Annotated in this window: 22 protein-coding genes; 7 read left to right on the forward strand and 15 right to left on the reverse strand. The window is 51.9% G+C overall.

Features of this window, described 5'->3' with window-relative positions:
* Window positions 1–22: 22 nt before the first annotated feature.
* Window positions 23–1,255, reverse strand: a complete 1,233-nt coding sequence (locus tag FCH32_RS08650; RefSeq protein WP_115259547.1) for a dicarboxylate/amino acid:cation symporter — start codon at window positions 1,253–1,255, stop codon at window positions 23–25.
* Between the two features lie 224 nt (window positions 1,256–1,479).
* Between FCH32_RS08650 and FCH32_RS08655 the strand changes: the two genes are divergently transcribed.
* The 5 genes from FCH32_RS08655 (at window position 1,480) to FCH32_RS08675 (ending at window position 5,881) form a co-directional block, all read left to right on the forward strand.
* The gene (locus tag FCH32_RS08655; protein ID WP_115259548.1) at window positions 1,480–2,406 is read left to right on the forward strand and encodes a LysR family transcriptional regulator; all 927 of its coding nucleotides are present in this window, start codon (window positions 1,480–1,482) and stop codon (window positions 2,404–2,406) included.
* A 75-nt stretch (window positions 2,407–2,481) separates the two neighbouring features.
* Window positions 2,482–3,762, forward strand: a complete 1,281-nt coding sequence (locus tag FCH32_RS08660) for a DUF445 domain-containing protein (RefSeq protein WP_115259549.1) — start codon at window positions 2,482–2,484, stop codon at window positions 3,760–3,762.
* A gap of 9 nt (window positions 3,763–3,771) precedes the next feature.
* Window positions 3,772–4,011 (forward strand): DUF2164 domain-containing protein, encoded by a 240-nt coding sequence (locus FCH32_RS08665; protein ID WP_115259550.1) that lies wholly within the window; start codon window positions 3,772–3,774, stop codon window positions 4,009–4,011.
* 89 nt (window positions 4,012–4,100) lie between these two features.
* Window positions 4,101–5,288 carry an MFS transporter gene (locus tag FCH32_RS08670; RefSeq protein WP_174360741.1) on the forward strand — a complete coding sequence of 396 codons (1,188 nt, stop codon included), beginning with the start codon at window positions 4,101–4,103 and terminating at the stop codon, window positions 5,286–5,288.
* A 191-nt stretch (window positions 5,289–5,479) separates the two neighbouring features.
* The gene (locus tag FCH32_RS08675; protein ID WP_137399037.1) at window positions 5,480–5,881 is read left to right on the forward strand and encodes a hypothetical protein; all 402 of its coding nucleotides are present in this window, start codon (window positions 5,480–5,482) and stop codon (window positions 5,879–5,881) included.
* Window positions 5,882–5,944: 63 nt separating this feature from the next.
* Here FCH32_RS08675 and FCH32_RS08680 read toward each other — a convergent pair whose 3' ends face one another.
* The 6 genes from FCH32_RS08680 to dld form a co-directional block, all read right to left on the reverse strand.
* Window positions 5,945–6,952 (reverse strand): porin, encoded by a 1,008-nt coding sequence (locus FCH32_RS08680; RefSeq protein WP_115259553.1) that lies wholly within the window; start codon window positions 6,950–6,952, stop codon window positions 5,945–5,947.
* 189 nt (window positions 6,953–7,141) lie between these two features.
* Window positions 7,142–7,342 carry a hypothetical protein gene (locus tag FCH32_RS08685; RefSeq protein WP_096758446.1) on the reverse strand — a complete coding sequence of 67 codons (201 nt, stop codon included), beginning with the start codon at window positions 7,340–7,342 and terminating at the stop codon, window positions 7,142–7,144.
* A 715-nt stretch (window positions 7,343–8,057) separates the two neighbouring features.
* Window positions 8,058–8,753: a LutC/YkgG family protein gene (locus FCH32_RS08690; protein WP_174360742.1), complete on the reverse strand. Its 696-nt coding sequence runs from the start codon at window positions 8,751–8,753 to the stop codon at window positions 8,058–8,060.
* A complete protein-coding gene (locus FCH32_RS08695) occupies window positions 8,746–10,173 on the reverse strand; it encodes a LutB/LldF family L-lactate oxidation iron-sulfur protein (RefSeq protein WP_174360743.1) in 1,428 nt (475 codons plus the stop codon). The genes FCH32_RS08690 and FCH32_RS08695 overlap by 8 nt, the downstream gene beginning before the upstream one ends.
* A gap of 10 nt (window positions 10,174–10,183) precedes the next feature.
* Window positions 10,184–10,903 (reverse strand): (Fe-S)-binding protein, encoded by a 720-nt coding sequence (locus FCH32_RS08700; RefSeq protein ID WP_064186363.1) that lies wholly within the window; start codon window positions 10,901–10,903, stop codon window positions 10,184–10,186.
* A gap of 130 nt (window positions 10,904–11,033) precedes the next feature.
* Window positions 11,034–12,731 (reverse strand): D-lactate dehydrogenase, encoded by a 1,698-nt coding sequence (dld, locus tag FCH32_RS08705; protein WP_096758449.1) that lies wholly within the window; start codon window positions 12,729–12,731, stop codon window positions 11,034–11,036.
* A 432-nt stretch (window positions 12,732–13,163) separates the two neighbouring features.
* On the opposite strand from dld, the gene FCH32_RS08710 reads away from it, so the two are divergent.
* Window positions 13,164–14,717 carry an L-lactate permease gene (locus FCH32_RS08710; protein WP_096758450.1) on the forward strand — a complete coding sequence of 518 codons (1,554 nt, stop codon included), beginning with the start codon at window positions 13,164–13,166 and terminating at the stop codon, window positions 14,715–14,717.
* A gap of 472 nt (window positions 14,718–15,189) precedes the next feature.
* Here FCH32_RS08710 and FCH32_RS08715 read toward each other — a convergent pair whose 3' ends face one another.
* Both FCH32_RS08715 and FCH32_RS08720 read right to left on the reverse strand, forming a co-directional pair.
* Window positions 15,190–16,455 carry an aromatic amino acid transporter gene (locus FCH32_RS08715; protein WP_096758451.1) on the reverse strand — a complete coding sequence of 422 codons (1,266 nt, stop codon included), beginning with the start codon at window positions 16,453–16,455 and terminating at the stop codon, window positions 15,190–15,192.
* Between the two features lie 189 nt (window positions 16,456–16,644).
* Entirely contained in the window at window positions 16,645–18,015 is a 1,371-nt protein-coding gene (locus FCH32_RS08720; protein ID WP_096758452.1) for a tyrosine phenol-lyase, read from the reverse strand.
* 780 nt (window positions 18,016–18,795) lie between these two features.
* On the opposite strand from FCH32_RS08720, the gene symE reads away from it, so the two are divergent.
* Window positions 18,796–19,158: an endoribonuclease SymE gene (gene symE / locus FCH32_RS08725; RefSeq protein ID WP_096758453.1), complete on the forward strand. Its 363-nt coding sequence runs from the start codon at window positions 18,796–18,798 to the stop codon at window positions 19,156–19,158.
* A 58-nt stretch (window positions 19,159–19,216) separates the two neighbouring features.
* On the opposite strand, the gene FCH32_RS08730 is transcribed toward symE, so the two are convergent.
* The 6 genes from FCH32_RS08730 to FCH32_RS08755 form a co-directional block, all read right to left on the reverse strand.
* On the reverse strand, window positions 19,217–19,702 hold the full coding sequence (locus FCH32_RS08730; protein ID WP_094760967.1) for an Hcp family type VI secretion system effector: 486 nt from the start codon (window positions 19,700–19,702) through the stop codon (window positions 19,217–19,219).
* A gap of 19 nt (window positions 19,703–19,721) precedes the next feature.
* Window positions 19,722–20,054, reverse strand: a complete 333-nt coding sequence (locus tag FCH32_RS08735) for a DUF1493 family protein (protein ID WP_117342379.1) — start codon at window positions 20,052–20,054, stop codon at window positions 19,722–19,724.
* Window positions 20,048–20,503, reverse strand: a complete 456-nt coding sequence (locus tag FCH32_RS08740) for an STM2901 family protein (protein ID WP_094760969.1) — start codon at window positions 20,501–20,503, stop codon at window positions 20,048–20,050. Before FCH32_RS08740 ends, FCH32_RS08735 begins: the two co-directional genes overlap by 7 nt.
* Before the next feature lie 543 nt (window positions 20,504–21,046).
* Window positions 21,047–22,057, reverse strand: coding sequence for an Ldh family oxidoreductase (locus tag FCH32_RS08745; RefSeq protein WP_174360744.1), 1,011 nt, complete (start codon window positions 22,055–22,057; stop codon window positions 21,047–21,049).
* 11 nt (window positions 22,058–22,068) lie between these two features.
* Window positions 22,069–23,670 carry an APC family permease gene (locus FCH32_RS08750; RefSeq protein ID WP_153880229.1) on the reverse strand — a complete coding sequence of 534 codons (1,602 nt, stop codon included), beginning with the start codon at window positions 23,668–23,670 and terminating at the stop codon, window positions 22,069–22,071.
* A gap of 11 nt (window positions 23,671–23,681) precedes the next feature.
* Entirely contained in the window at window positions 23,682–25,289 is a 1,608-nt protein-coding gene (locus tag FCH32_RS08755; RefSeq protein ID WP_174360817.1) for an aldehyde dehydrogenase (NADP(+)), read from the reverse strand.
* Window positions 25,290–25,292: the final 3 nt, after the last annotated feature.

Consider the following 25,292-nt stretch of genomic DNA (forward strand, 5'->3'; position numbering starts at 1 on the left):
GTTTCTTAATCCGTGTGCAAACCTATACCGCAGCGGCGGTCGCGTTGATTTCAGCGTCGTTCTGCTTTTTTCCAGCAAACCGCTCAACAATTTGTGCCGCGTTCAAATCATGGATCACGTTGATAAGCGTGGCGGGCGCATCGGTAATCGTACCCAGCACCACCAGCATCGGGATCGCTTCCATCGGCAACCCGAGCGTGGTGACAATAAAGATCTCACCCAGAAACGCGCCGCCCGGTACGCCGCCGACGATAATGGCCGAGAGCACGGCAATCAGCATGGTCAGGAAGAAGGTCTCGGTGGTGAACGGCATGCCGAGCACGGAATAGATAAAGACAATTTTCAGCGCGGCAATCATCGCCACACCGCCTTTATTCAGGTTAACCAATAACGGAATAGAGACATCGACGATTTCCGGGTTAATCCCCATCGCCTTACCGGCGCGCAGCGTGACAGGTAACGTGCCCAGTGAAGAACAGGTTCCCAGCGCGGTGGCGGAAGGTTCAATCGCATTACGCCAGAAGGCTCTGACCGCCGGAACACCGCCACCAATATACGAATAGAGAATTGAGCCGAAAACAAAGTAGACCAGCGTGGCGACCATAAACAGGCCAATGGCGCGGGCAAAGGTTAACAGCAGCGCGGAATCCTGGCTGGCCATGGTCGCAGCGAAATAGCAACCAAGACCAATCGGCGCCACTTTCATAATGATAGAGACGATCTTCATGATCACGGTATTGGCATCTTCCAGCAGTGACGCAATGCGTTTCCCCGCCTGATCTGATTGCCCAATCGCCACACCGGCAATGATCGCCATGACGATCAGCGCCAGAATATTGGACTTCGAAAACAGTCCGATAAAATCATTGGTGGTGATCATGCTGACAAAATCCATCTTGCCACTGCCCGCCTGCACGGACTGCGAGAGATCGATAGTGACGCCCTGCGCCGGGTTGTACCATAGCGCCAGCGCCACAATCCCGGCAGCCGGAATAAAGGCCATCGCGATCGAAACAATAAAGATAATCGCCATAATGCGTCCCAGCCTTTTCAGGTCGGTCATACTGGCGATAGAAGACATGACGCTGATCCCCACCAGCGGCACGATGATCATAAATAACAGGTTTAAGAATATCTGACCGACTGGCTGGAGTGTGCTGGCAAACGTCGGGGCATAAATACCTAATAAGCCGCCAATAACCAGAGCAAATAATAAAATAATCGACGATCTGTAGGGTTCGAGTCGTGACCACATAATGGGTACCTTTTAAATTATATAATTTTTAATGAGACTACATTCACAACTTGATGCGTTTCAGGCCTGCCTCCTTATATTTTGTGATGCAACTCACTTAACCTGTTATTTTTTCATTTTGCCAGCGAGTTGTTTCCTGTGATTCAATAGTTGCATGTTTAAAATGCGAATGTAACGGCCTATTCGTACCGTTTTTGCAAATCACTTGTGAATTAAAGGAAATTATGGGTACGCCGATTTCACTCAAGCATTTGGAATTTTTCGTCAAAATCGTTGACTGCGGAGGGTTATCGGAGGCCGCCGCGCAGCTCAACGTCTCGCCTTCCGCGGTAAGCAAAAGCCTGACGGCAATGGAAGACACGCTGGGGACAACGTTAATTAAACGCACCACCCGCAGTATTACCCTGACCGATGCCGGGCAATATTTATTTAACCGCGCCAATAAGCTACTGACAGAGTTTGATGAAACGCTGAATACTACCTCCGGTTATTACCACAGCCCGCAGGGCGAATTACGCATCACCTGTTCCATTGCCTTTGGTTATTCGCGACTGGTAAACCTGGTGGATAAATATCGCACCCAGTTCCCGGATGTGAATCTGTACATCGATCTCAACGATAACTTCGTCAATCTGAACGAAACCGATTTCGACATCGCCCTGCGCATCTCCACCGCGCCGCCGCAGAATTACGCCATGCGTAAACTGGTCCCTATCCGCTGGGCGTACTGCGCGTCGCCGGGATACCTCGCAAAAAAAGGGATGCCCCAGCGTCGCAGCGACTTGGTGAATCATGATTGCCTGGTTTACCCCGGCCTCACGCCAGTGCTTAAAGTGGCAGACGAGCAGGATCGTTTGCACCAATTGAAGCTCCATATGCCGATCCAGGCCAACAGCAGCCTGGTGTTATTGAAGTCGGTGTTAGAAGATCAGGGCGTGGCGTATTTACCCACCTATCTGATTGGCGATCATATTCAAAAAGAAGAGGTCACGCCGCTGATGCTCGACGGCACCATCACCTGTGAAACCCACGCCCTGTATGCGCTGTATTTTCCCAGCAAGTACAGTAATCCGAAGGTACGATCGTTTATCGATTTTCTGGTGGCGGAACTCGGTCCGTTACCCGCGTGGGACAACTGGATCCCAGGATAAGATCATTCAGTCTAAAAATGGGAGGCGTGCCACAATTTTTGCACGTTCCCCCCGTCTGGCTCTATCCTTAAGTCTATGAATAAAATTGCTGAACTCAAACGCGCCAAGCGACTGGCGCTCTCTCTGCTGCTGATTGCTGCCGCGACCTTCGTCATCACGTTGTTTCTGCCACCCAACTTCTGGGTGCTAGGGATCAAAGCGATTGCCGAAGCGGCGATGGTAGGCGCGCTGGCGGACTGGTTCGCCGTGGTCGCGCTTTTTCGCCGGGTACCGATCCCGTTTATCTCGCGCCATACGGCGATTATCCCGCGTAATAAAGACCGCATCGGCGAAAACCTGGGTCAGTTCGTGCAGGAAAAATTCCTCGACACCCAGTCACTGGTGGCGCTGATTCGCCGCCATGAACCGGCGCTGCTCATTGGCAACTGGTTCAGCCAACCAGAGAATGCCCGGCGCATCGGCCAGCATCTGCTGCAGATCATGAGCGGATTTCTCGAACTGACCGACGACGCCCGCATCCAGCGGCTGATCAAACGCGCGGTGCATAAGGCTATCGACAAGGTCGATCTCTCCGGCACTAGCGCATTAATGCTGGAAAGCATGACCAAAAACAACCGCCACCAGGTGCTGCTCGACACGCTGATTACGCAGCTGATCGCCCTGCTACAGCGCGACAGTTCGCGGGCGTTTATCGCCCAGCAGATTGTGCGCTGGCTGGAGACCGAACATCCGCTCAAAGCGAAGATCCTGCCAACCGAATGGCTCGGTGAACACAGCGCCGAGCTGGTCTCTGATGCGGTCAACTCCCTGCTGGATGACATCAGTCACGATCGGGCGCATCAGATCCGCCACGCCTTCGATCGCGCCACGTTGAACCTGATCGATAAGCTCAAACACGATCCTGACATGGCCGCACGTGCAGAAAGCCTCAAAAGCTACCTGAAAGAGGACGAAGCCTTTAACCGCTATCTCGGCGAATTGTGGGCGGATCTGCGTCAGTGGGTGAAAACCGACATTAACGCCGATGATTCTCGCGTGAAACAACGCATTGCCAGCGCCGGACAGTGGTTTGGCGAAACGCTGGTTGCCGATGGTGCCCTGCGTGCGTCGCTGAATGAACACCTGGAGCAGGCTGCGAAAAAAGTCGCTCCGGAGTTCGCTACCTTCCTGACGCGCCACATCAGCGACACGGTCAAAAGCTGGGATGCACGGGAAATGTCGCAACAAATTGAGCTCAACATCGGCAAAGATTTGCAGTTTATTCGCGTCAACGGCACGCTGGTTGGCGGTTCTATCGGGCTGGTGTTATATCTGTTGTCGCAACTACCGTCTCTGCTCACGCTGCCGAATTTTTAAGGAGAAAAAATGGCTGAAATCACCCTGTCATCCGCGGAGCGCGATCGCCTGCGCAACGAACTGGAAACGTATTGCAGCGACCACTTCGATCTCGACCTTGAGCAGTTCGATGCCGAGTTCTTTATTGATTTTATTATCGAAAAACTGGGACCTGCGTTTTACAACGCCGGTATTGAAGAGGCGATCCGCACCCATATCGCCTACAGCGAACGGATCCAGGAAGAAATGGACCTGAAGAAAATCCTCTGACGGTAAAACCTGCATCATTTAACTTTAAATTATCATTTGCATATGTAATATAACAAATATCCACATAACAGCGTGAAGTGAGCGTCTGCATGCCGCAGGGAAGTCCTGGTTCAAATCATCATTCCATCCGCATCGCGCTGTTTGGCCTGCTGGTCTTGACGCTGGGCATGGGGATTGGCCGCTTTCTGTATACGCCAATGCTGCCGGTGCTGTTGACTGAAGGTCAGTTTACCTTTAGCCAACTCTCGTGGATTGCCAGCGCCAACTACGCCGGGTATCTGGCAGGCAGCCTGCTGTTTTCCTTCGCCTTGTTCCACCAGCCCTCACGCCTTCGTCCGATGCTATTAGCCTCTGCGCTCGCGACCACCGGACTTATCCTGGCGATGGCGTTTTTTACTCAGCCCGCACTGATGATGGCGATCCGCTTTCTGGCAGGTGTCGCCAGTGCCGGTATGATGATCTTTGGTTCGATGGTGGTTCTGCAGCATACCCGTCATCCGTTTGTGATTGCGGCCCTGTTCTCCGGTGTCGGGACCGGCATTTTTCTCGGTAATGAGTATGTCATCGCTGGTTTACGCTTTGCGCTGTCATCGCACACGCTGTGGCTGGGTGCCGGAGTCCTTTCTGGCTTACTCCTTCTGCTGCTGGTCGTGCTGCTCCCCTCTCGTGACCGCGTGCTGCCCGCCGTACCACTGGCAAAATCCGCGCATCAACCGATGTCATGGTGGCTGCTGGCGTTGCTTTACGGGCTGGCCGGTTTTGGCTACATCATTGTCGCCACTTACCTGCCGCTGATGGCGAAAAATGCCGGTTCGCCACTGCTGACCGTACACCTGTGGTCGCTGGTTGGCATCGCAATCATTCCGGGGTGTTTCAGCTGGCTATGGGCGGCGAAACGTTGGGGAGTCCTGCAATGCCTGACAGCCAATCTGCTGACCCAAAGCGCCTGTGTGGTGTTAACACTTGCCAGCGACTCGTTGTTCCTGCTGGTTCTCAGCAGTATCGGTTTTGGCGCAACCTTTATGGGAACCACCTCACTGGTGATGCCGCTCGCCCGCCAACTCAGCGTGCCGCGAAACATTAACCTATTGGGACTGGTGACGCTGACGTACGGCATTGGGCAAATTCTCGGGCCGCTATTAACCAGCCTGCTGGGAAGCGGTGCTGTCGCCATTATCAACGCTACGCTATGTGGTGCTGCGGCGCTATTTTTTGCTGCACTGATTAGTGCAGTACAATGCTATAAACAGCGCTCTCTTACACCTAAAGAAGTATAAGCACCCCCTCTAAAAAATATTAAATTCGGATTACTCCGTAATTAAATGTCAACATTTCATAATCCACAAATAACCAATAATTCATTTCCCAGACACTTTATAATCCGTCTTAACTCATTTGTAAAATAAACATAAAATGAGTAAAAATGGACATATCCATACAACATCAACAGCATATTCAGGAACAGTACATGTCGTGGTTTAAAAAAATCATACTTGGGTTAATTATTATCATCAGCTTATTTAGCACCATGAAGGATTATAAAGACTTCGGCTTTTTCGGGGCCGCAGGGCTGTTTATTATATTTGTACTCACCACGATTTTTCTCTGGCAGTGGGCTGCCGGAAAGTGGCCAGAGATAGGCACCATCAAAGCGATTCTTATTTTGCTGGCCAGTACCATTGCCTCTATATTCGTCATTAATATGGCCATCGCCGGAAATTTACATGTAGATCTGATGGAAGTAATGCGCGTTTCGATTACGCATAAACCACTTTTTTATCTCATTTTCTGCGTGGTGGCATGGGTAAAAGTGGGGATCTGGAAGTGGTTATTTAGCGAAGTGCGTGGCAACCCACAGCAGCCAGTCTGACAGGAAAAGCAATGTAAAAAAGGCGTCTGACTAGAGACGCCTTTTTCATGACATAACAAAAACTTAGAACTGGTAGGTCAGGCCAGCAACAACTTCGTTGTCACCGTCCTGGCCATTGAGCAGGTTAAACTTGTAACCCACATCGGCCACGATGTTTTTGTTGAAGTAGTAATCGGTACCCAGCGCCACGTACTCGGTCAGGTCAGTGTTGTCAGTGTCACGTGAGTGGACGTAAGCCACGTTCGGACGCAGACCAAAATCAAACACATAGGCCGCCATCGCTTCAAAGTGCTGCGCTTTGTTGGCATTCTGGATCAGGTTGTGGGATTCACCGTACATCGTCGCCACATAGACAGCATTGGCATCATACTTCAGGCCCGCACCCCAGAATTCAGCGTTATCACCTTCCCAGCCCTGCTGTTTCTGCTCAGCAGTTACCGCGCTGGTAGAGTAAGCCGCGATGGCAGACACGCCAGAGTCCGCGATGTTGTCATAACCCAGAGAGAAGCCATAGCCATTGCCGTGCTGTTTAGCCGGGTCCGCATCGGTATCATCCTGACCCTGGTATTGCGCCGCCAGGTTTACACCATCAACGGCACCAAACAGATTTTTGGTACGGAGTGTTGCAACGCCAGAAGTGCGTGTAGTAAGGAAGCGGTCAGTATTTTCATAGGAATCACCGCCGAACTCTGAAAGAACGTCAGTGTAAGATCCCACGTCATAAGCGACACCGTAGTTACGACCGTAGTCAAAGCTAACGTCGTGACCGTAATCCAGGCCAGCAAACGCGAGACGTGTTTTAATACCATCCTGAGAACCTTCTGCTCCAGCGGCATCAAACTGACTTTCAAAGTGGCCATAACCGGTCAGCTGATCGTTAATTTGTGTCTCACCACGAAAACCCAGACGCGCATAAGTACCGTCGGCGTCGGTGCCGTCAGTCCAGGTATGTACGGCTTTAACTTTGCCGTACAAATCCAGTTTATTGCCATCTTTGTTATAAATTTCCGCTGCATGAACGGACGTTACCCCTAATGCCATCACGGCTAATGCCATTGCTGTCTTTTTCATTTTTTACTCACTTTTAATTGTGAATTTTGCTATCAACTTTGTTATGCGGGCGGCGCGCCAACATAAAAAAGCCCCCTATTGAACAAGGGGAAAACAAATAACACACCAGTAAAATTATTAAGGACGTAGCAAGGCATATATCATTATTGGGAATATAAATAAAACCCAGGCAGAGCGTGATAGCATGTATTACTGAGAGTCACTCTCATTAATAGAGCGATGTAGCATTAATGCTTCAGCAATAATATCTTGTTTGCTTTTTCGTGTTTCAAATGCCAGCGTGCGAACGTATTCCCACAAAGAGGTATCGACACGCGCACTTAAAAGAACCATATCTTTCGAGCGGGTACCTCTGGCTTTTCGACTATCGGGATAATCTCGAGAAGGCATTGTCATCTCCTGAACGCAATAATACGCTTATGGCGATGAAATATGCATCCAGTGTAAAAACATGTCAACGGCAAAAAAAATGCACAATAGTAATGAAACTGTTAATAAATCACTTAAAAGTGGAACGCTATTTCAAATGAAAGATAACTTGATTGTAGAATAATGTGTAATTTTTACTTTACGCACATTCATTGTGACTCATTAGATTAAAAAAAAGACGTCTACCGCGTGGCTAACAATGTGCCATCAAAACATCATTCCAGCCAATAGGTTACATAACGTGTTTAATGTCTACTTTTACCTAAAACCCCTGTTTTTATATGCCTTTTTGCGTTGATTTTCGGTGCTATCCGCTGCGTAAATCGCGTTGATTCTCACTGCGTTGTCGCCTGCGTTGTCGAAAAATAAGCACGGAAAGGTAAAATTTTAGTAAACATTGCATTCTTTCGCTTTTAAAAATAAGTCGATTTAAATTGATTTAGATCAATTTTACCAGCCACGTAACGGCGTAAAAATCGCCACTTGCGGTGACTGGAAACAATGTTGTACACCGATTTTATCAGCAGAAAAAACAGGTGCAGGGACGTTAAACCGCAGAGGAAAGCGCGGACCAGGACGCCATTTTCAGGCGATCCCTTGCGAAAGGAGAGTCCGCAGAGTGCGGAATGTCATCCCGCTCTGGGCTACAACGCCAGAGCGGTCTTATTCACGAATCTCAACAATCTTCAATAATCAGATACACCGCCTTCACCGGACCATGCACCCCGACCACTTTGATAAGCTCAATATCCGCCGTTGAGCTGGGCCCGCTGATGATGTTAATGCACGACGGCATACGCTCACCGGCCTGCGCTTTCTGATGCAGAACCTGCGCCAGTTGCGCCACACGCGGCAGGATGCTGCTTTTACGCAGCACGAAAATAGAGGACTCGGGCAACAGGCTGATTGAACGCCCGCGCTCCGGAGCGGAAAACAGCACCACGCCCCCGGACTCCGTCAGGCCATACTCGGCATACACCACGCCAACTTTCGCCTGCTCGGCCTGAACAATATTCTCGGCTCCACGCACCGGATCCCAGACCACAGCATTACACTCTCGCTGCAAACGATCGGTTATCCCCAGTTCTGCCAGCCGACTGTCGCCGCTAACCACCACCGGCTGCTGCCCCAGCTGTTGGCACAGACGTAACGCCGCCTCAGGGGCCTGCGCCTCATGGGTCAGTTCGCACTGCGCCAGCATCACCTCGCTGGCAAACTGCACAAACGCATCGCAGCGCTGCTGCGGGCTGAGTTCGGTCAGCCGCTCGTTCGCATAGTTGTTCACCGGCGCGGCTTCGGCCTGCGGTTCCCGCCGCAGCGGACGGCCCAGCGCCTGGGCAACGGTGTTTAAAAACGCGGTACGGTTATCCATTCTTTTTCTCCTGCGCCTGATGTTTCTTAAACCAGCTACGGAAACTCTCTCCGTCAGCATCAGGAAGATCGCGCGCTTTCATCCAGTCGCCAATCGCGCCAACCTTGAGCGGCGTTTTACCGCCATTGATAAACCAGCTCGCCGCGTGGGCACCGGCCATCATGCCGACCTTCCACAACCCTGGATGGCTGTTGGCATAAGCGAACATTTTGATCGCCCGACGTTCCGCTTTCGGGGTAATCCCTTCCTCGGCCATTACCCGGCGATGGCGCAGGATCAGTTTTGACAGCGGGATCTGTACCGGACAAACGCTGTCGCAGGCCGTGCACAGTGAACAGGCGTAAGGCAGGTCTTTAAAATCTTTATAGCCGCCGAGCAGCGGAGAGATCACCGCCCCGATAGGCCCTGGATAAATAGAACCGTAGCCGTGCCCGCCAATATGGCGATACGCCGGGCAGGTGTTCATACAGGCTCCACAGCGGATGCAGCGCAGCACATCGCGAAACTCAGAACCCAGCACCTGCGAGCGACCGTTATCCACAATCACCAGGTGAAACTCTTCCGGCCCGTCGACGTTATCCGCCTCGCGCGGCCCGGTAAGCCAGGTGTTATAGCCCGTCAGACGAGCGCCCACCGCACTGCGTGCCAGCATAGTGATCAGCACGTCCACGTCGGCAAACGTCGGCGCGATGCGCTCCATGCCCATCACCGCAATGTGCGTTTTCGGTAACGTGGTACACATCCGCGCGTTACCTTCGTTGGTGACCAGGCAAACCGAGCCGGTCTCCGCCACCGCGAAGTTACAGCCGGTAATGCCAATTTCAGCGCTGAGGAAATCCTCGCGGATCTTCTGGCGGATGAACAAGGTCATCGCTTCCGGCGTTTCCGGACCGTCATAGCCCATCTGCTCATGCAGCACGCGACGGATCTGATAGCGATCTTTGTGGATAGCCGGGACCACCACATGCGAAGGCGGATCCTGATCCAACTGGAGAATATATTCGCCCAGATCGGTTTCGATCACCTGAATACCGGCATCCTGCAGCACGTGGTTAACGCCGATCTCTTCGGTCACCATCGACTTGGACTTCACCACCTTCTTCGCATTTTTCGCTTTCGCGACCTGCAAAATATAGCGGGTAGCCTCTTCCTTGGTCTGCGCGAAAAACACCTGACCGCCGTTTTCCGTCACTTTCTCGGAGAGTTGATACAGGTAGGCGTCGAGGTTACTCAGAACGTGGTCGCGGATCTGGCTGGCACGGTCGCGCCATTCTTCCCAGTGCCCTAACTCATCGACCATTTTTTGCCGGTTCGCGCCGATGCGCCCCTGCGCGTTCGCCACGGCTTTACGCATAATCGGATCGTCAATTTGCTGGCGAATGCGCGTTTTAAACTCTACATCGCTGGTTTTTATCGACATCTCTTTCCCCTCAGCGGCTCATCAGCACTTCAGCAATATGCATTACTTTGACCGGCTGGCCTTCACGCTGCAGTCGGCCGCCAATGTTCAGCAGGCAGCTGACGTCGGCACCAATCAAATACTCCGGTTTCGCATCCATGAGATGCAGGACTTTCTCTTTCACCATCTCGCCGGATATTTCGGCCATTTTGACCGAGAAAGTGCCGCCGAATCCGCAGCAGGTGTCCTGATCGGCAAAGGTTAACAGCTCCAGACCGCGTACGTTTTTCAACAGCGTGAGCGGCTCTTCTCTCACGCCCAGCTTGCGAGTCAGGCTGCACGAAGGGTGATAAACCGCTCTGCCCTGCAGGCTGGCACCGACGTCCACGACGCCCAGTTTGTTGACAATAAAAGAGGTGAGATCCTGCATACGCGCGGCAACCTTTTCGGCGCGCAATGCCCATGCAGGTTCATCGGCCAGATACGTCGGGTAGCTTTTGACCGCATAGGTGCATGAACCTGCCGGAGAGATAATCGGATCGTCATTATCCTCCAGCGCAGCGATCATGTTTTTCATCCCCGGGATGGCTTCTTTGATATAGCCACTGTTAATGGCGGGCTGACCGCAGCACCCCTGCTTCTCGGGGAAATTAACGCGGCAGCCGAGCTTTTCCAGCAACAATACGGAATCACGTGCCATCCGTGATTTCAGCGCGTCACCAATACAGGTGACAAAGAAATTTACATTCACAATAAATACCCCATTGCTTCATTGCCTTTTAAAACCGGCGGCACATCGCCGCCCGGTAATAATTCAATAATAAAAACTGGCCATTAATAAAACGGTGATACCTGACCTTTACTGTTTTATTGTCTGTTTGTCAGGCCCAGTTTTTACGTTTACTGGTTTTACCAATGCCCGGGTTCATGCTGTTGGTCGGGTCATTTTCCTGATAAAACCGCGCCAGATTTTCAGGCGCTTTATAAAGGTGGCCAACATTATGTTCTGCCGGATATTGCGCCCCGCGTTGGCGCAACAGTTCGAGCATCTGTTCTTTTAACGCGTGCGCATCAACGCCTTTTTTAACGATATAATCCTGATGGAACACATGGCACATAAAGTGGCCATAATAAAGTTTATGCACCAGCTGACTGTCAATTTCAGCCGGCAGATGTTCATACCACTCGGTATCATTGCGGCGTAGCGCAATATCCAGCGCAAGAATATCCTCAACCTCATCAGAATGAACGGCCTGATAGCGAATGGCGGCTCCCGCTGCAGCAAAGCGGTGCAGAAACGCCTTGCTGCCCTCTTCCGGGGTACAGGCAAAGAAATCTCCGTCTGCCGTTTTAAAGTACTCGGTTAACCATGCCTGCGCTTCGCCGATGCCGTCCCCTGCCATTTTCAGCATCAGATGATGCTCGTAGTTGTCACGCCAGGTTTTCATGCGTGGCGGGAGATGGCTCGGGAAAAAATGACTGAATGTCTGCATTGCGCGGTCGGTAAAGTGCGGGCGGAATATCTTCACCTTCTCCAGCATGGCCTCGGTGCGCCCCTTCAGATTAAAGAAAAACGGCATTTTGTCGGTGCCGAGTTTGTCGATCATCAGGAAGGTGTCTTTGCTGTATTTCTCTGCAACATCATAGATATCACGATGCATATACTCACCGGCGACCGGTAAGTGTGTAAACGTCGCCAGCATATGGCGGCGTATGTCCGTCAACACCGAGGTCTGATTGGTGCCAATATAGAAAACCTGCTGATTCTTCTCAGCTTCAAAGGTGTCCAGACGCACGGCAAACACCGCCAGTTTCCCCGCGCAGCCTGAGGATTCGAACAGGCGGTCCGGGTCGGCGTTGTAGCGCGCCGGGGTGTCGGCATCAACGTCTCTGACGCGGGTCACGTAGTCGTGGTCGTGCGCGTGACGCCCGTCATGACTGACGTCAGCACGCGCAATCGCGTTGTTATCCAGGCGGGCGAGGATCTGTTCCGGCGTCTCGCCCAGTTCGATGCCCAGATGATTAACCAGTTGTAGCTGTCCCTGTTCATCCACGCGGGCAAACAGTGACATCTCGGTGTACGCCGGGCCACGCTGAACCAATGCACCACCAGAGTTATTACAGATACCGCCAATCACCGACGCACCAATGCAGGAGGAGCCAATCACCGAATGCGGCTCCCGGCCAAACGGCTTCAGCGCCTTCTCCAGCGAATACAGCGTGGTGCCCGGATACGCCAACACCTGCTTGCCCTCATCCAGCACATGCAGACTGTCGAGGCGCAGCGTGCTGATGATAACGATGTCGCGATCGTAGCCCTTGCCGTTCGGCGTGGAGCCTTCCGTCAGGCCGGTATTTGAGGCCTGCATCAGAATGATTTTATCGGCCTCCACGCAGGCCTTGAGCACCTGCCACAGTTCAAGCAGAGAGCCGGGGATCACCACCGCCAGCGCCTCGCCCTGACCCGAGCGGAAGCCCTTGCGATAACGCGCCGTTTTGGACGGATCGGTAAGGACGTAGGCGGGGCCAACCCGTTGGGTAAGTGCAGTCAAAAAGGATTTATTATCAGTGTTTTTCATGGAGGGCGGCTCTCCGCTCCTTATATCAAGGCAATCGAAAATGGCGATAGATTCATTTGTATGACAAAACAAAATAATCCCCCAATCATTACTTACATGCAATACCCTGGTTTATTTCTTTCGGCCTCGCTCACATTTTTATATTGAAAACCACAATTATCAGAAATCAAAAAACCGTTTAAAATGACTTACCCGCCCGTCTCTATCATTATTACACAGACCATTATATAACTATTTATAGGTACCCATTTTGCGCCCAAAGATATTTACAGAGCATTATTTCTCAATTAAAAGCTTACAATAGTTACAAAACCATTAATCATAATTACTTTATCCACTGAAGCGATTCAGTTTGCATATTTTATTTATCCAGCAATGTAACTTTCCCGCCATAAATACAAATAAGGTTTAATAAACCCATCAGGAATAGTAATGAACGAATATATTATGTTTGTTTTAGCCCTCTCTCCTTTGCTGCTTATGGTATTTTTAATACTAAAATTAAAAATGCCGATTCATTATTCAGTCTTGATTACGCTGGCCTTTACCATCGCGCTGTCGGCGATATTCTGGGATATGCCGTTACAGAATTTGAAAGCCTCCGTGGGCTATGGTGCCCTCAAAGGGTTATGGCCGATTGTGATTGTGATCCTCGGTGCGATATTCAGTTATAACGTGATGCAGGCCACCAAAGCGCTGGATATTCTGCGCGATATTCTCGCCAGTATTAGTGAAGATAAACGCATCCAGGTACTGCTTATTTCGTGGTGTTTTGGCGGGTTTCTTGAGGCCGCCGCTGGCTACGGCACCGCGGTTGCCATTCCTATCGGCATCCTGATCGCACTGGGATTCAATCCGCTCAAAGCGGCCATCGCCTCACTCGTCGCCAATACCGTGCCGACGGCATTCGGCGCGGTGGGTATTCCGGTTTCAATTCTCGCTGAACAGGTTAACCTGCCGGTTTTCACCCTCGGCGGAACCATTATTATGCAGCTGGCGCTGTTTAATATTCTGCTGCCGTTTGTGATTATTTGTATTATCGGCGGTGGCCTGAAGGCGATTCGCGGCGTGTTCTTCATCACACTAATTTGCGGTATTACCACGCTGGTGCCGCAGTATTTTGTCGCTATCCACCTTGGCGCAGAACTCCCTGCATTTGCCGGCAGCCTGGTCAGCCTGTTTGCCGTCGCCATTCTTGGTCGCCTGCGCAACGGCAAAACCGCTCCCGAATGGCGCATTGAAACCAGCCATACCCGGGAAACCACACCGCGCTCGGCGAAGGTGCTGTTCCGGGTCGGCTCCATCTACCTGTTTATTTTTATCTTTATTCTGCTGTGCTCGCCGCTGTTCCCGGCGGTAAAAGCGGCAGCATCGCAGCTGGCTTCGGTACTGCATTTCACCCTCGCCGACGGTAAAACGCTGGCGCTGAAAATCGAGTGGGTCACCACGCCGGGGATGCTGATCATCTTTGCGACCCTAATCGGCGGTTTTATCCAGGGGGCTTCGGCGCGCGGGATGCTGGAAGTGTTTGTCAAAACCATTTTCCAGTTGAAGAACTCGATCGTCGCCATTATGGCGATTGTTGCGCTGGCCACGGTGATGGATCTCAGCGGTATAATCGCCACGCTGGCTCAGTCGATTGTTGACCTGACCGGCGGCTCGTATGTCTTTCTCGCCCCGGTCATTGGCGCGCTGGGTACGTTTGTCACCGGCAGCGACACCAACTCGAATATTCTGTTTGGTAAACTGCAAACCATTGCTGCCAGCAAGTTGAATATTGACCCGAACTGGCTGGCGGCGGCCAACACCTCCGGCGCGACGGGCGGGAAAATGATCTCCCCACAGAGCATCGCCATTGCGGTTTCCGCCACCAAAATGGAAGGCCAGGCGAACCAGATTATGTCTGGCACCATGAAATACTGCTGCGCCTACATCGTGATCCTCGGCTTAAAGGTCGGCCTCTTTTACTACTGGTTTATGGCGTAACGCATTGTCAACCCCAGCCATATTCTGGCAAGCGTGTTTGACAAGACAGTGAACAAAAAGGTTTACAGCCACCCGGTCAGGAGAACGCCGCGGCTGGCTTTACGATTTGTCGGCGCTGACTAAAATAGCGCCGATATTTCAAAGAGAGGATTGTTGTTATGTTGTTCTGGAAAAAGATGGTGAAGAAGTTCGACGCCTTTTCTGCGTTGATCCCACCACGCTACTTCCGCGTGTAATGCCTGGCACTTATGCCTGATGGCGCTTCGCTTATCAGGCCTACGTTTCACGCACATTTGTAGGCCGGATAAGGCGCAAGCGCCGCATCCGGCTGCTACAGCAGAGTAAAACACTCACCCCTTTCTCTTACGCATTCCGCACGTTCTTAACACCACCACCCGTAAACGCAGCCACGCAAAGCGATAAACCAGCGGATGCTGAAACCGTAGCAATGTCAAAAACATAGCGCCTCCCGTTACCGGAACGTAGGCAGCAGGCCAAACACGTCCAGCACCACCGTCAGGTAGACAACCGCCCCGCAGACGATCACCAGGTTAAGCACCGTGTTATTGCAGGGTGCAGTGTAGCTGGCCGTAGGGAAACGCTTACGCGCCGCTTTTACCAGGAACGGTGGCAGGATCACGCTCCAGATGGTGAAGGCCAGACCGGCATAGCCAATCGCGTGAACAAAACCATTCGGGAAGAAAAAGCACACAGCAGCCGGTGGGAAGTAGGTTACCAGCGCAGTTTTCAGACGACCGACGCCATTATCCGGGAAGTGAAACAGGTCAGCGATATAGTCAAACAGGCCGAGGGTTGCCGCCAGCAGGGAACTGGCTACCGCAAAGTTGCCGAAGAAGGTCAGGATCAGATCCATATAGCGGCTGGTAAACAGCCCGCTGATGGCCTCGACAAACACGTCGATATTGCCGCCTTTAGCGATAATCGGCGGGAATTCCGAACGGCTAATGTTGCCCATCGTCACGCCCAGCCAGAAGACATACAGCAGTAGAGCAAACAGCGTGCCGATGATTATCGAACGCGTAATATGCGGGATCCCACTCTTACCGTACAGTTTGACCAGGCTCGGCACGTTGCCATGAAAACCAAATGAGATAATACAGAACGGCAGCGTCATCAGGATATACGGCAGGTACTGCGACCCTGGGATCGCCACCGCGACACTGTCGACCAGTTTCGCCACTTCAATATGGCCGACTAGTCCGGAGAACGTGGCAAAGAAGGCGATAAACTTACCGATGATCAAAATAGTGGTGATGCGTCCGACCAGCAGCGAACTGTACCAGGCAATCGCCCCGACCAGCATACTGACAATCACCACCGAGACATTCGCCGGAAAGCGCACGCCGCTGTATTTGAACACAGTTTGCGCCATCACCGCCGATGACCCGGAGATATAGGCGTAGGTCAGAATATACAACACAAAGCCAAACGCGATACCGACCACGATATTCCACTTCTGGCCTAATAAATCCTGAGTAAAGGTATTAAAACTGGCACCTGCGCCGTAATGCAGGTTAACTTCAACCAGCATCAGGCCGGTTAATAACATCATGATGGCAACAAAAAGCAGAATGACAGAGGCGCCGGGAAACCATACGCCGGCCATCGCAATCGGCAGGGAAAACATTCCACCGCCCACGACGGTTGCGATAACCAACATGGTTCCGCTAATCAGTCCGGGGGTACTACTCTGTCGCTCAATGGCATTAATATCCATGATAAATGTTCCTGTAGACTATTCGTTATAATTACAGCTGTCATTTGTACATCATGCGGATAATAAAAATGTCGGAGTCAGGGTTTGCAATTTTTTCGTTATATTGCGGTAACGGGCACCGCAAAGGCTTCCTGTTCATGGAAAAGGAATACAAAAAAGCCCCATCACAAGATGGGGCCTGAATAACATTTAAATATAGTCAAAGCGTGCGGTAAAGAAGCGCAACTGCTTAGGCTCGTAAATAAACTTCAACCCGCGAATATCTTCTTTATGCTGGTAAAGTTTAATGATGCCGTCTGCCACAACATCCATATGCGCATAGGTATACACGCGACGTGGAATAGTCAGGCGTACTGTTTCCAGTTTTGGTCTGTGGTGCTCACCAGTGGCATTATTACGGCCCGCAGAGATAATTCCACGCTCCATACTGCGCACGCCGGTCTCGACATAAATGCTGGCTGCCAGACTCTGCGCCGGGAACTCGTCCTGGGTCAGATGCTCGCAGAAGCGACGCGCATCGAGGAATACCGCGTGTCCGCCCACTGGCTCAACAATCGGCACACCGGCAGCTTTCAGCTTGTCGCCGAGGTAGCGAACTTGCTTCACGCGGTGCTCGATGTACTCATACTGCATGGCTTCGCGCAGGCCAATCGCCATCGCTTCCATATCGCGTCCGGCCAGACCGCCGTAGGATGGCATGCCTTCATAGACCACCACTAACTCTTTGGCAGAAGAGAACATTTCGTCGTCGTTCATGCACAGGAAGCCGCCGATGTTCACCAGACAGTCTTTTTTACCACTCATGGTACAACCGTCGGCATAGCTGAACATTTCATGGACGATCGCGGCGATGCTCTTGTCCTCAAAACCCTGCTCTTGCTCTTTGATAAAGTAGGCGTTTTCTACGCAGCGGGTGGCATCGTAGAACACTTTAATGCCGTGAGCTTCCGTCAGCTCGCGTACCGCACGCATGTTAGCCATCGAGACCGGCTGCCCGCCCGCGAGGTTAACCGTCACCGCCAGGCAGATATACGCAATATTCTCTGCGCCTTTTTCATCAATCAGCTTTTGTAATTTTTTAAGATCAATATCACCTTTAAAAGCAATATTCAGACCAGCATCGTGTGCTTCGTCACGCACGATATCCACGAAGATGGCACCGTTTTTTTCCTGGTGATAACGCGTGGTGGTGAAATACATATTCCCGGCAACATATTGCCCCGGCTTAATGGCCAGCTGCGATAACAGGTTTTCTGCACCGCGTCCCTGGTGAGTCGGAACAATATGTTTAAAGCCAAACAGTTCCTGCACGGTTCTTTCCAGATGATAGAAGTTTTCGCTGCCCGCGTACGCTTCATCACCCATCATCATTCCGGCCCACTGCTTGTCGCTCATCGCGTTAGTGCCGCTGTCTGTCAGCAGGTCAATATAAATATCTTTCGAATTTAACAGGAAAGTATTGTAACCCGCTTCTTGCATTTTTATCAGGCGTTCATTACGCGGGATCATAGATACAGTTTCAACGCTTTTAATACGGAAGGGTTCTGCCGGATAATTCATGTTGTTTCTCCAGTAACAGTGGTCGTGTACGTATTAATGTGAAGTAAATCATATCGAGTTCATCAACAGAGGCTGATGAAATATTACTATTCTCCGCCTGATACAGGGGGTGAAATAATGTGGAAGCACTATGCAAGATTTGATTGATTATGGAAATAGCCCAGTCAACATTAATCACTGCCAATAATTTAAAAAGCTGTAAATGTGAGTGATGCAAATCACACGTCTTTTTTTTACCCGTTCATATTCAACAAGTTTTTTTCTGCGTGTTGATTTGCTGTTTGCCGTTGTGTGTCTGTGGAAAGTGGAAATACTGAAAACTTAACTTTCCACGCTGTTCTCACAATCTACGGGTGAATAAGTACACGCCATTTTGTGAGAGTCGGATCACTTCACGGGGTTATATTTGTGATTCATATCACTAAAAGTGTAAACCAAAGTGTACAAACCGGTGTAGTTTCAGAGTTTGCTATTTGCTTCAGTGAGTTAGATCGCATTTTTAGCCCAACTCAGAGCCATGATATTTTCTGGAAATAATCGGTCTTTGACGGATGAAATGAGAATGAATTTATACGCTGAATAATACTGGTTTTATTGGCGCAGGGAGATGTTCTATTTATTCCGAATAGCATGCTAATCGCGCTTATTTCATTATATTTACATCTGGACTTCCCCCATTCTACTGGCGTAATTTACAGGGGTTTTATTAGCGCGACGCGAAGGTGCTACCAACACCTCCGCATCGCTAATCACAGTAACTATTTCACGAGAATAGCCATCATGACTGATACGCATTGTATTGCAGTTTCGTTTGATCCAGAAGTCCACGCCGCCGATAACCGCCATTTGAAGGTGGGATATGCGAGTCGTTATCCCGATTACAGCCGTATTCCGGTGAAGTACGTTCGCTTTCCGTCCATCGTGATGAAGGGGATGTGGTTAAAAGCCGCCGGATTCGACACCGGCACCGACGTAAAAGTACGGGTGATGGAAGGCTGCATCGTGCTCACCGCCCAAACGCCCCAGCCCGAAGAGTCAGCGCTGATGACGTCGCTGCGCAAAGTGGAAAAGCTGTCGGCGCGCAAACAAAAGCAGGTGCTGGAGTTTATCGCGGTAATTGCGGGGAAAGCGTCGAAGGGGTAACGGTCTTGCTAAAGGCGCCTGCGGGCGCCTTTTTAGAGTGGGCTGCGCCATCATTCCATTATGCCGTGGCGCGTTCGTTCCAGGAATCATGCGCTAAAAGATTACCGTCTTTATAGAGATGAGTGATCTTCTCGTAATTCATTGCAACTTCTTCCATATGACCCGTACCCGGACAACCTCTCGTGTCATGCATAACCGGACTGACTGAAATGACCTTTACGTTTTCCAGCGTGATCCGATAATACTCCACCTCCTGCCCTGCATCATTGATATGGTAGAAACGAAAGTCAGCAGTTTTAAACGTCTGGCCCGTTGCTGTCGCCTTGAAAAGATAGGGAGACGAACTATCAAGTTCTTTGGTGAATTGGAATGGCGAATGCTGACGGGTGCCAGTAACCTTGCCGGTCATTGGATCTGTCGGGATGTTTAAATTATGGTACAAACCCCGTAGTTCAATGCTTCCCTCACGAGCAGCAACATCAGAAGAACCGCGGATAACTGCACCGCCATCATCAGTCAAAAATAAGTGTACTGGTACAGCCATTTTTTGCACTCCTTACCACTTAGTCGTATAACCATTTCCCGGCTTTTGCCGATGCAATCAACATCCCGATAGTGAAGTCAGGCACAGGAACAGGTCGTAACTTCTTGAAGGGATTCCATGAGAAAGGCTCAACAGGATAGTAAGTTTCAATCTTAAAATTCCCTCTGGCGACCTGAAATTCTTCAAAGAACTCATCCATTAGCTCTTCTGCTTCACTAACATCAAACTGCATGTCAGTGTCAAAATCACTGTCCATCGTTAGCAAGCTTTGCTTCTTTTCATTATTGAATAAATAAACACCGTTGTAGCGTCTTACCAGTGCAAAAACACGTTGCTCAATATCATCTACCATAACTTATCATTACCCCGCGCTATACGATTGTAATCGCGTATTGAGCAGTAAGTGATTATCGAAACATCAGCGAATAAAATCACCTCCCCTATTAGGGGAATCGTCCGACCTACGAATGTACTTATTTTCGTAACCATTCGTCGTTTTGCCGTCCAGGGAGTATAGCCGCCAACCCAGGTTGGTAATTTTATGCCAAAAGGAAATTTGGCAGTTTTAAAATACCTCCGCATTGCTTTAGAAATCCGTGACGTACCTTCCTTTGCCCCTTTAGGCTTGGCTCTCGTTTTCTGATTGTTAACGCCGCTGTAAAGTGCAACCATTGCTAACACATCAACCCCAAAGTGATCTGCTGTGGTTTCGCAGAAAATCATGAAAAACAATTCAGACGCGGTAAGGTTAGAGCGACCGGCATAAAAGTATGTTCCGTTGAGTTCCTCTACTGTGTCCATCAGCACCCCTTCTTCCCTCAATGATTAGCTTGCTTATCGTACTCCTGAGGAATCACGAAGAATAAGGTTGACTACCATAAAAATTCTATTTTCAGATAAAATAAAATTCATGTCGCTGGTAGTAAGATAACAGACGACAGTAATATAGTAATTGAGTGTAATATCTGGCAAGGAAGACATTCATAACAGTAATATAAATAAAAATACTGAGGCAGTGCAATATGAGTAAGCTTACCATTTTGATAATAAATATAATTCTTAGCGGTTATTTGGCAACTGTATATTTAATTTACTTATTCGACTTTCCATTATTATCACCGCCAGGAGTGATTATATTTCCACCTTTATAGTCAACAGGTTATTATCCTCGAAGATACGCCTGTTGGGTGGAGTACTTGATATATTCTCCGTCACCATACGCGATTTCCCTCTCTGCATAGATCCTGGCAGTACGACTTTACGCTCGAAATACGGTGTGAAAAAGAAATACGTAACGAAAAACGTATAACAGGAGGGACATTATCCCGCCTGTTATAGCGATAATTATTTCACTAACGCAGATATATCCTTGAAAAGTGAATGGGCGATTTCCACACCGTCTCGAATTGTACGCGTACGGGAATGGTAGCGACGTTCGCCCGGCAAACGCGCCCCTTGCCGCTGCATCCCGGCAAAGAGCATCTCGGCACGCGCCAGATGCCGCGGGGCATCCAATCCCAGAAAGCGGACCGGATCCAGGGCCAGGATCAGCTCACCACCATAGGGCAACCCGCCAGCGCCGTTATCCCACGCCAGTGATTCCGCACTGGTCATATCACCGATTAGCGGTCCGGCAAGCAGTTCCACCATCGCCGCCAGAGCTGACCCTTTATGCCCGCCAAACGTCAGCATCGCACCGTCGAGGATCGCCTGCGCGTCGGTGGTGGCCTGACCGTCACCATCGATCCCCCACCCTTCCGGCACCGCTTTTCCTGCCCGTTGATGGAGCTGGATCTCACCCCGTGCCGCTGCACTGGTCGCCATATCAAAGATAAACGGTGGTTTTTCTTCACGCGGCCAGCCAAACGCTATCGGGTTAGTGCCAAAAAGTGGCTGCGTCCCGCCAGCAGGGGCAACCCATGCATGGCTGGGCGTCGTCGCCAGCGCCACCAGCCCAGCCTCCGTAAGCGGCTCAACATCGGCAAACAGCGCCGAAAAGTGCACGCAGCGGTTAATCGCCAGTGCTGCAATACCACTGTGGCGCGCCTTTTCCATCAACAGCGGAAGCGCGCGCTCGAACGCCAGCAGGGAAAATGCCCCACCGGCGTCCACCTTCACAATGGCCGGAGCGGTATCGGTGATAACCGGCTCGGCGTCGGGTGACACCTTCCCTTTACGTAGGGTCGCCACAATCCCCAGCAACCGCCACAGACCATGCGAGGCACAGCCATCACGCTCGCCGTGGGTAACGTTTTTCGCTACCACTGCGGCATGCGCTTCACTGAATCCGTTCCCGCGCAGCACCTTATATGCCAGCGCATAAGCCTCTGTTAACGAGAGGTTTACCATCTCCATGACCGACTCCTTTACTCTTCTTCATCACCGGTAAAGTTAGCCTGCGGCAGACAGGTTCGCTCACCCCAGTAGTAAATCCCCAGCGACATCACCGCCACCACGACCGTATCCCACGGATGACCAATGACCCCTGTGCCGCCAAAACTGCCCAGCCAGGAGAAGAGCATAATCAGCGCGTAGAAGGCGATAAGCCACAGAGACGATTTCACCTGTTGTGCCAGACTCACGGTGTGCACCGGCACTTTTGACTTGCACAGCACATAGACGACAAACATCACAATCTGCAGCCCCAGCAGCCATGACAGCGTGCCCCAGCCGGACCAAAATACAATCAGCGCCGAAATCACAAACGACACCGGGCCGATGATCCCGAAGGCACGCACGCGGAATGGGCGCGGCAAATCCGGCGCATTACGACGCAGACCCGCCGCCGTGACCGGAGCAATGGCGTAGCTCAGCACCAACGCCGCCGACACCACGCTAATCAACTGTTCCCATGACGGGAACGGCAATGTCCAGAAGATAGACAATGCGAAGGTCAGCCACAGCGCCGGACGCGGAATGCCGGACTCTTTATCAATGTGGGTAAACGCCTTAAAGAAGGTGCCCGCTTTGGCCCAGCCATAAATCACGCGCGGCGTGGCGTTCATGTAGATATTGCCGGTACCACTTGGGGAGACAATCGCGTCGCACACCACCATAAACGCCAGCCATCCCATACCGAGTGTAATGGCGATATCTCGGTACGGCAGCGAGAATTGCTTGCTGATCTCCGCCCAGCCCCCTCCCAGCATATCGGTCGGAATACTGCCAAGAAACGCCACCTGCAGCAGCACGTAAATAATCGTCGACAGCACCACAGATAAAATCAGCGCCACCGGAATGGTACGCTGCGGATTCTTTACTTCACTCGCCACCGAAATAATTGGCGTCAGCCCCAGGTAGGCAAAGATGATCCCACCGGCGCTAATCGCGGCCTCAACGCCCGACATGCCAAAAGGGGCAATGCCCTGAACGTGCAAGTTCTCCGGTTTGAAAAAGGTAAAGAGCGTCACAACCACCGCCAGCGGTACCAAAAACTTCAGAATACTGATGATGTTATTGGAGCGGGCAAACGTTTTTACACTGTAGTAATTCAGCGCGAAGAATAAACACAGCAGCAAAAACTGCACCACCCATCCCAGCAGCGTTGGGTCGCTCGAGCCAGGTTGAGTCAACATAGGGAACCAGGCTGCCGCATACTGCCGCGCGGCAACAATCTCAATGGAGATGAGGCTTGAGAACGCAATCAGCGTAATAAATCCAAGCAGGTATCCCATCAATTCACCGTGGGAAAAGACCGGATAACGGATAATCCCCCCGGCGCGAGGCAGCGCAGCGCCCAGTTCACAATAGACAATCCCCAACAGCAGAACGGCAATCCCGCCGATGACCCACGAGGCAATGCCCGCAGGTCCGGCAATGGATGCGACATGGCTTGCGGCAAACAGCCAGCCGGAACCGAAGATGGCCCCGAGCCCAATAAACGTCAGGTCAGTTAGCGTAAGCTGCTTTTTAAATTTCCCCACCTCGACAACGCGGGACTGTGTTTGGTGCGTAGAGTGAATCGTCATGGTCATGCCCTTTAGTCAACAGAGGGGGAAATGGCTTCCCGGGTCCACTGCCCGTTAATCAGGCGCAGCAGGTTCAGAGGGTTGTCATCCTGGACAGCAGGCGGAAGCAGCGCGGCAGGCACATTTTGCAGGCATACCGGGCGTAAAAAACGATCGATAGATTGGGTTCCTACCGAGGTACCGCGAGAGTCGGTGGTGGCAGGCCACGGGCCGCCGTGCACCATGGCATCACAGACCTCGACACCGGTCGGATAACCGTTAAACACGACGCGTCCCGCTTTTTCACTGAGGGCGGGCAGCAGGCGCTGCGCCAGCGGCCCATCATCAGATTCAGCGTGAACCGTTGCCGTCAGTTGGCCAGGAATGGCGTGCAGAATGGACTGCAATTCCCCCTCATCTGCCACCTCGACCAACACCGCCAGCGGGCCAAACACCTCATGCTGCAGAAGTGGATCCTGTGCCAGCAGCAGCGAAGCCGGTGCCCGATACAGCCGGGCCTGCGCGCGACCGATAACCCTTTCGTCCGATCCTGCCAGACGCTGAATATTCGGATGCGCCTCAAACGCGCTGACCCCTTCTTCGTAATGGGCAAGCGTCGGGGCATTCAGCATGACTTGTGCCGGCACCTGGCCCACCGCGTCTTTCAGTGCCTGCGTGAAGCGGGACATGCCCTCGCCGCGCAAGGCAAGGATCAGCCCCGGCTTGGTACAAAACTGGCCACATCCCAGGGTGAAAGAGGACACCAGCTCATGTGCCAGCGTTTCTGCCCGGGCAGCGACGGCCTGCGGCAGAATAATCAGCGGGTTAATGGCAGACATTTCCGCAAAGACGGGGATCGGCTGTGGACGCTGCTGCGCCAGTTGCCAGAGCGCCTTGCCACCGCGCAGCGAACCGGTAAACCCCACCGCCTGAATCGCCGGATGGCGAACCAGCTCCGCGCCAATATCGGTGCCGAAAATCATGTTAAAAACACCCGCAGGCAGGCCAGAGGCCGCGACCGCACGCACTATCGCCTGGGCAGTCAACTCCGCCGTCGCCATATGCCCAGGATGGGCTTTCACCACCACCGGGCAACCGGCCGCCAGCGCGGAGGCGGTATCGCCCCCCGCCGTAGAGAAGGCCAGCGGGAAATTGCTGGCACCGAACACCGCCACCGGGCCAAGCGCGGTCAGATACTGACGCAGGTCCGGGCGCGACAGAGGCTTACGCTCAGGGAGTGCGGTATCAATGCGTACGCCAAATGCATCGCCCCGACGCAGCACCCCGGCAAACAGACGCAGCTGATTGCTGGTACGCGAGCGCTCTCCCTGTAACCGTGGCAGCGGCAGCGCCGTCTCCTGATGGGCAATCGTGAAAAAGTCCTCACCGAGCAGATCCAGCTCGTTGGCAAGCGTGTCGAGAAAGTGGGCACGCACATCGGGCGATGTCTGTGAATAGACCGGGAATGCCTGCTCAGCCGCCACCGCGGCGGCGGCGGCCTCCTCGCGGGAGGCCGGGTAAAAATGGTATCCAGTCAGTTCGCCATCAGCGGCGCGCAGGCTCGGCAGTGTCGCCTCACCGCTTGCCACGCGGCGACCGGCAATAAACTGCTGCCCCGATACAGAGAGAGGTAATGTCATCAT

The sequence above is a fragment of the Citrobacter gillenii genome (assembly GCF_013337685.1).
GTDB classification, from domain to species: Bacteria; Pseudomonadota; Gammaproteobacteria; order Enterobacterales; family Enterobacteriaceae; genus Citrobacter; species Citrobacter gillenii.

Bases quoted from the DNA above. Each gene is read 5' to 3' on its own strand.
- FCH32_RS08650 (WP_115259547.1), bottom strand. From the start codon at position 1,255: ATGTGGTCACGACTCGAACCCTACAGATCGTCGATTATTTTATTATTT.
- FCH32_RS08655 (WP_115259548.1), top strand. From the start codon at position 1,480: ATGGGTACGCCGATTTCACTCAAGCATTTGGAATTTTTCGTCAAAATC.
- FCH32_RS08660 (WP_115259549.1), top strand. From the start codon at position 2,482: ATGAATAAAATTGCTGAACTCAAACGCGCCAAGCGACTGGCGCTCTCT.
- FCH32_RS08665 (WP_115259550.1), top strand. From the start codon at position 3,772: ATGGCTGAAATCACCCTGTCATCCGCGGAGCGCGATCGCCTGCGCAAC.
- FCH32_RS08670 (WP_174360741.1), top strand. From the start codon at position 4,101: ATGCCGCAGGGAAGTCCTGGTTCAAATCATCATTCCATCCGCATCGCG.
- FCH32_RS08675 (WP_137399037.1), top strand. From the start codon at position 5,480: ATGTCGTGGTTTAAAAAAATCATACTTGGGTTAATTATTATCATCAGC.
- FCH32_RS08680 (WP_115259553.1), bottom strand. From the start codon at position 6,952: ATGAAAAAGACAGCAATGGCATTAGCCGTGATGGCATTAGGGGTAACG.
- FCH32_RS08685 (WP_096758446.1), bottom strand. From the start codon at position 7,342: ATGCCTTCTCGAGATTATCCCGATAGTCGAAAAGCCAGAGGTACCCGC.
- FCH32_RS08690 (WP_174360742.1), bottom strand. From the start codon at position 8,753: ATGGATAACCGTACCGCGTTTTTAAACACCGTTGCCCAGGCGCTGGGC.
- FCH32_RS08695 (WP_174360743.1), bottom strand. From the start codon at position 10,173: ATGTCGATAAAAACCAGCGATGTAGAGTTTAAAACGCGCATTCGCCAG.
- dld (WP_096758449.1), bottom strand. From the start codon at position 12,731: ATGAAAAACACTGATAATAAATCCTTTTTGACTGCACTTACCCAACGG.
- FCH32_RS08710 (WP_096758450.1), top strand. From the start codon at position 13,164: ATGAACGAATATATTATGTTTGTTTTAGCCCTCTCTCCTTTGCTGCTT.
- FCH32_RS08715 (WP_096758451.1), bottom strand. From the start codon at position 16,455: ATGGATATTAATGCCATTGAGCGACAGAGTAGTACCCCCGGACTGATT.
- FCH32_RS08720 (WP_096758452.1), bottom strand. From the start codon at position 18,015: ATGAATTATCCGGCAGAACCCTTCCGTATTAAAAGCGTTGAAACTGTA.
- symE (WP_096758453.1), top strand. From the start codon at position 18,796: ATGACTGATACGCATTGTATTGCAGTTTCGTTTGATCCAGAAGTCCAC.
- FCH32_RS08730 (WP_094760967.1), bottom strand. From the start codon at position 19,702: ATGGCTGTACCAGTACACTTATTTTTGACTGATGATGGCGGTGCAGTT.
- FCH32_RS08735 (WP_117342379.1), bottom strand. From the start codon at position 20,054: ATGGTAGATGATATTGAGCAACGTGTTTTTGCACTGGTAAGACGCTAC.
- FCH32_RS08740 (WP_094760969.1), bottom strand. From the start codon at position 20,503: ATGGACACAGTAGAGGAACTCAACGGAACATACTTTTATGCCGGTCGC.
- FCH32_RS08745 (WP_174360744.1), bottom strand. From the start codon at position 22,057: ATGGAGATGGTAAACCTCTCGTTAACAGAGGCTTATGCGCTGGCATAT.
- FCH32_RS08750 (WP_153880229.1), bottom strand. From the start codon at position 23,670: ATGACGATTCACTCTACGCACCAAACACAGTCCCGCGTTGTCGAGGTG.
- FCH32_RS08755 (WP_174360817.1), bottom strand. From the start codon at position 25,289: ATGACATTACCTCTCTCTGTATCGGGGCAGCAGTTTATTGCCGGTCGC.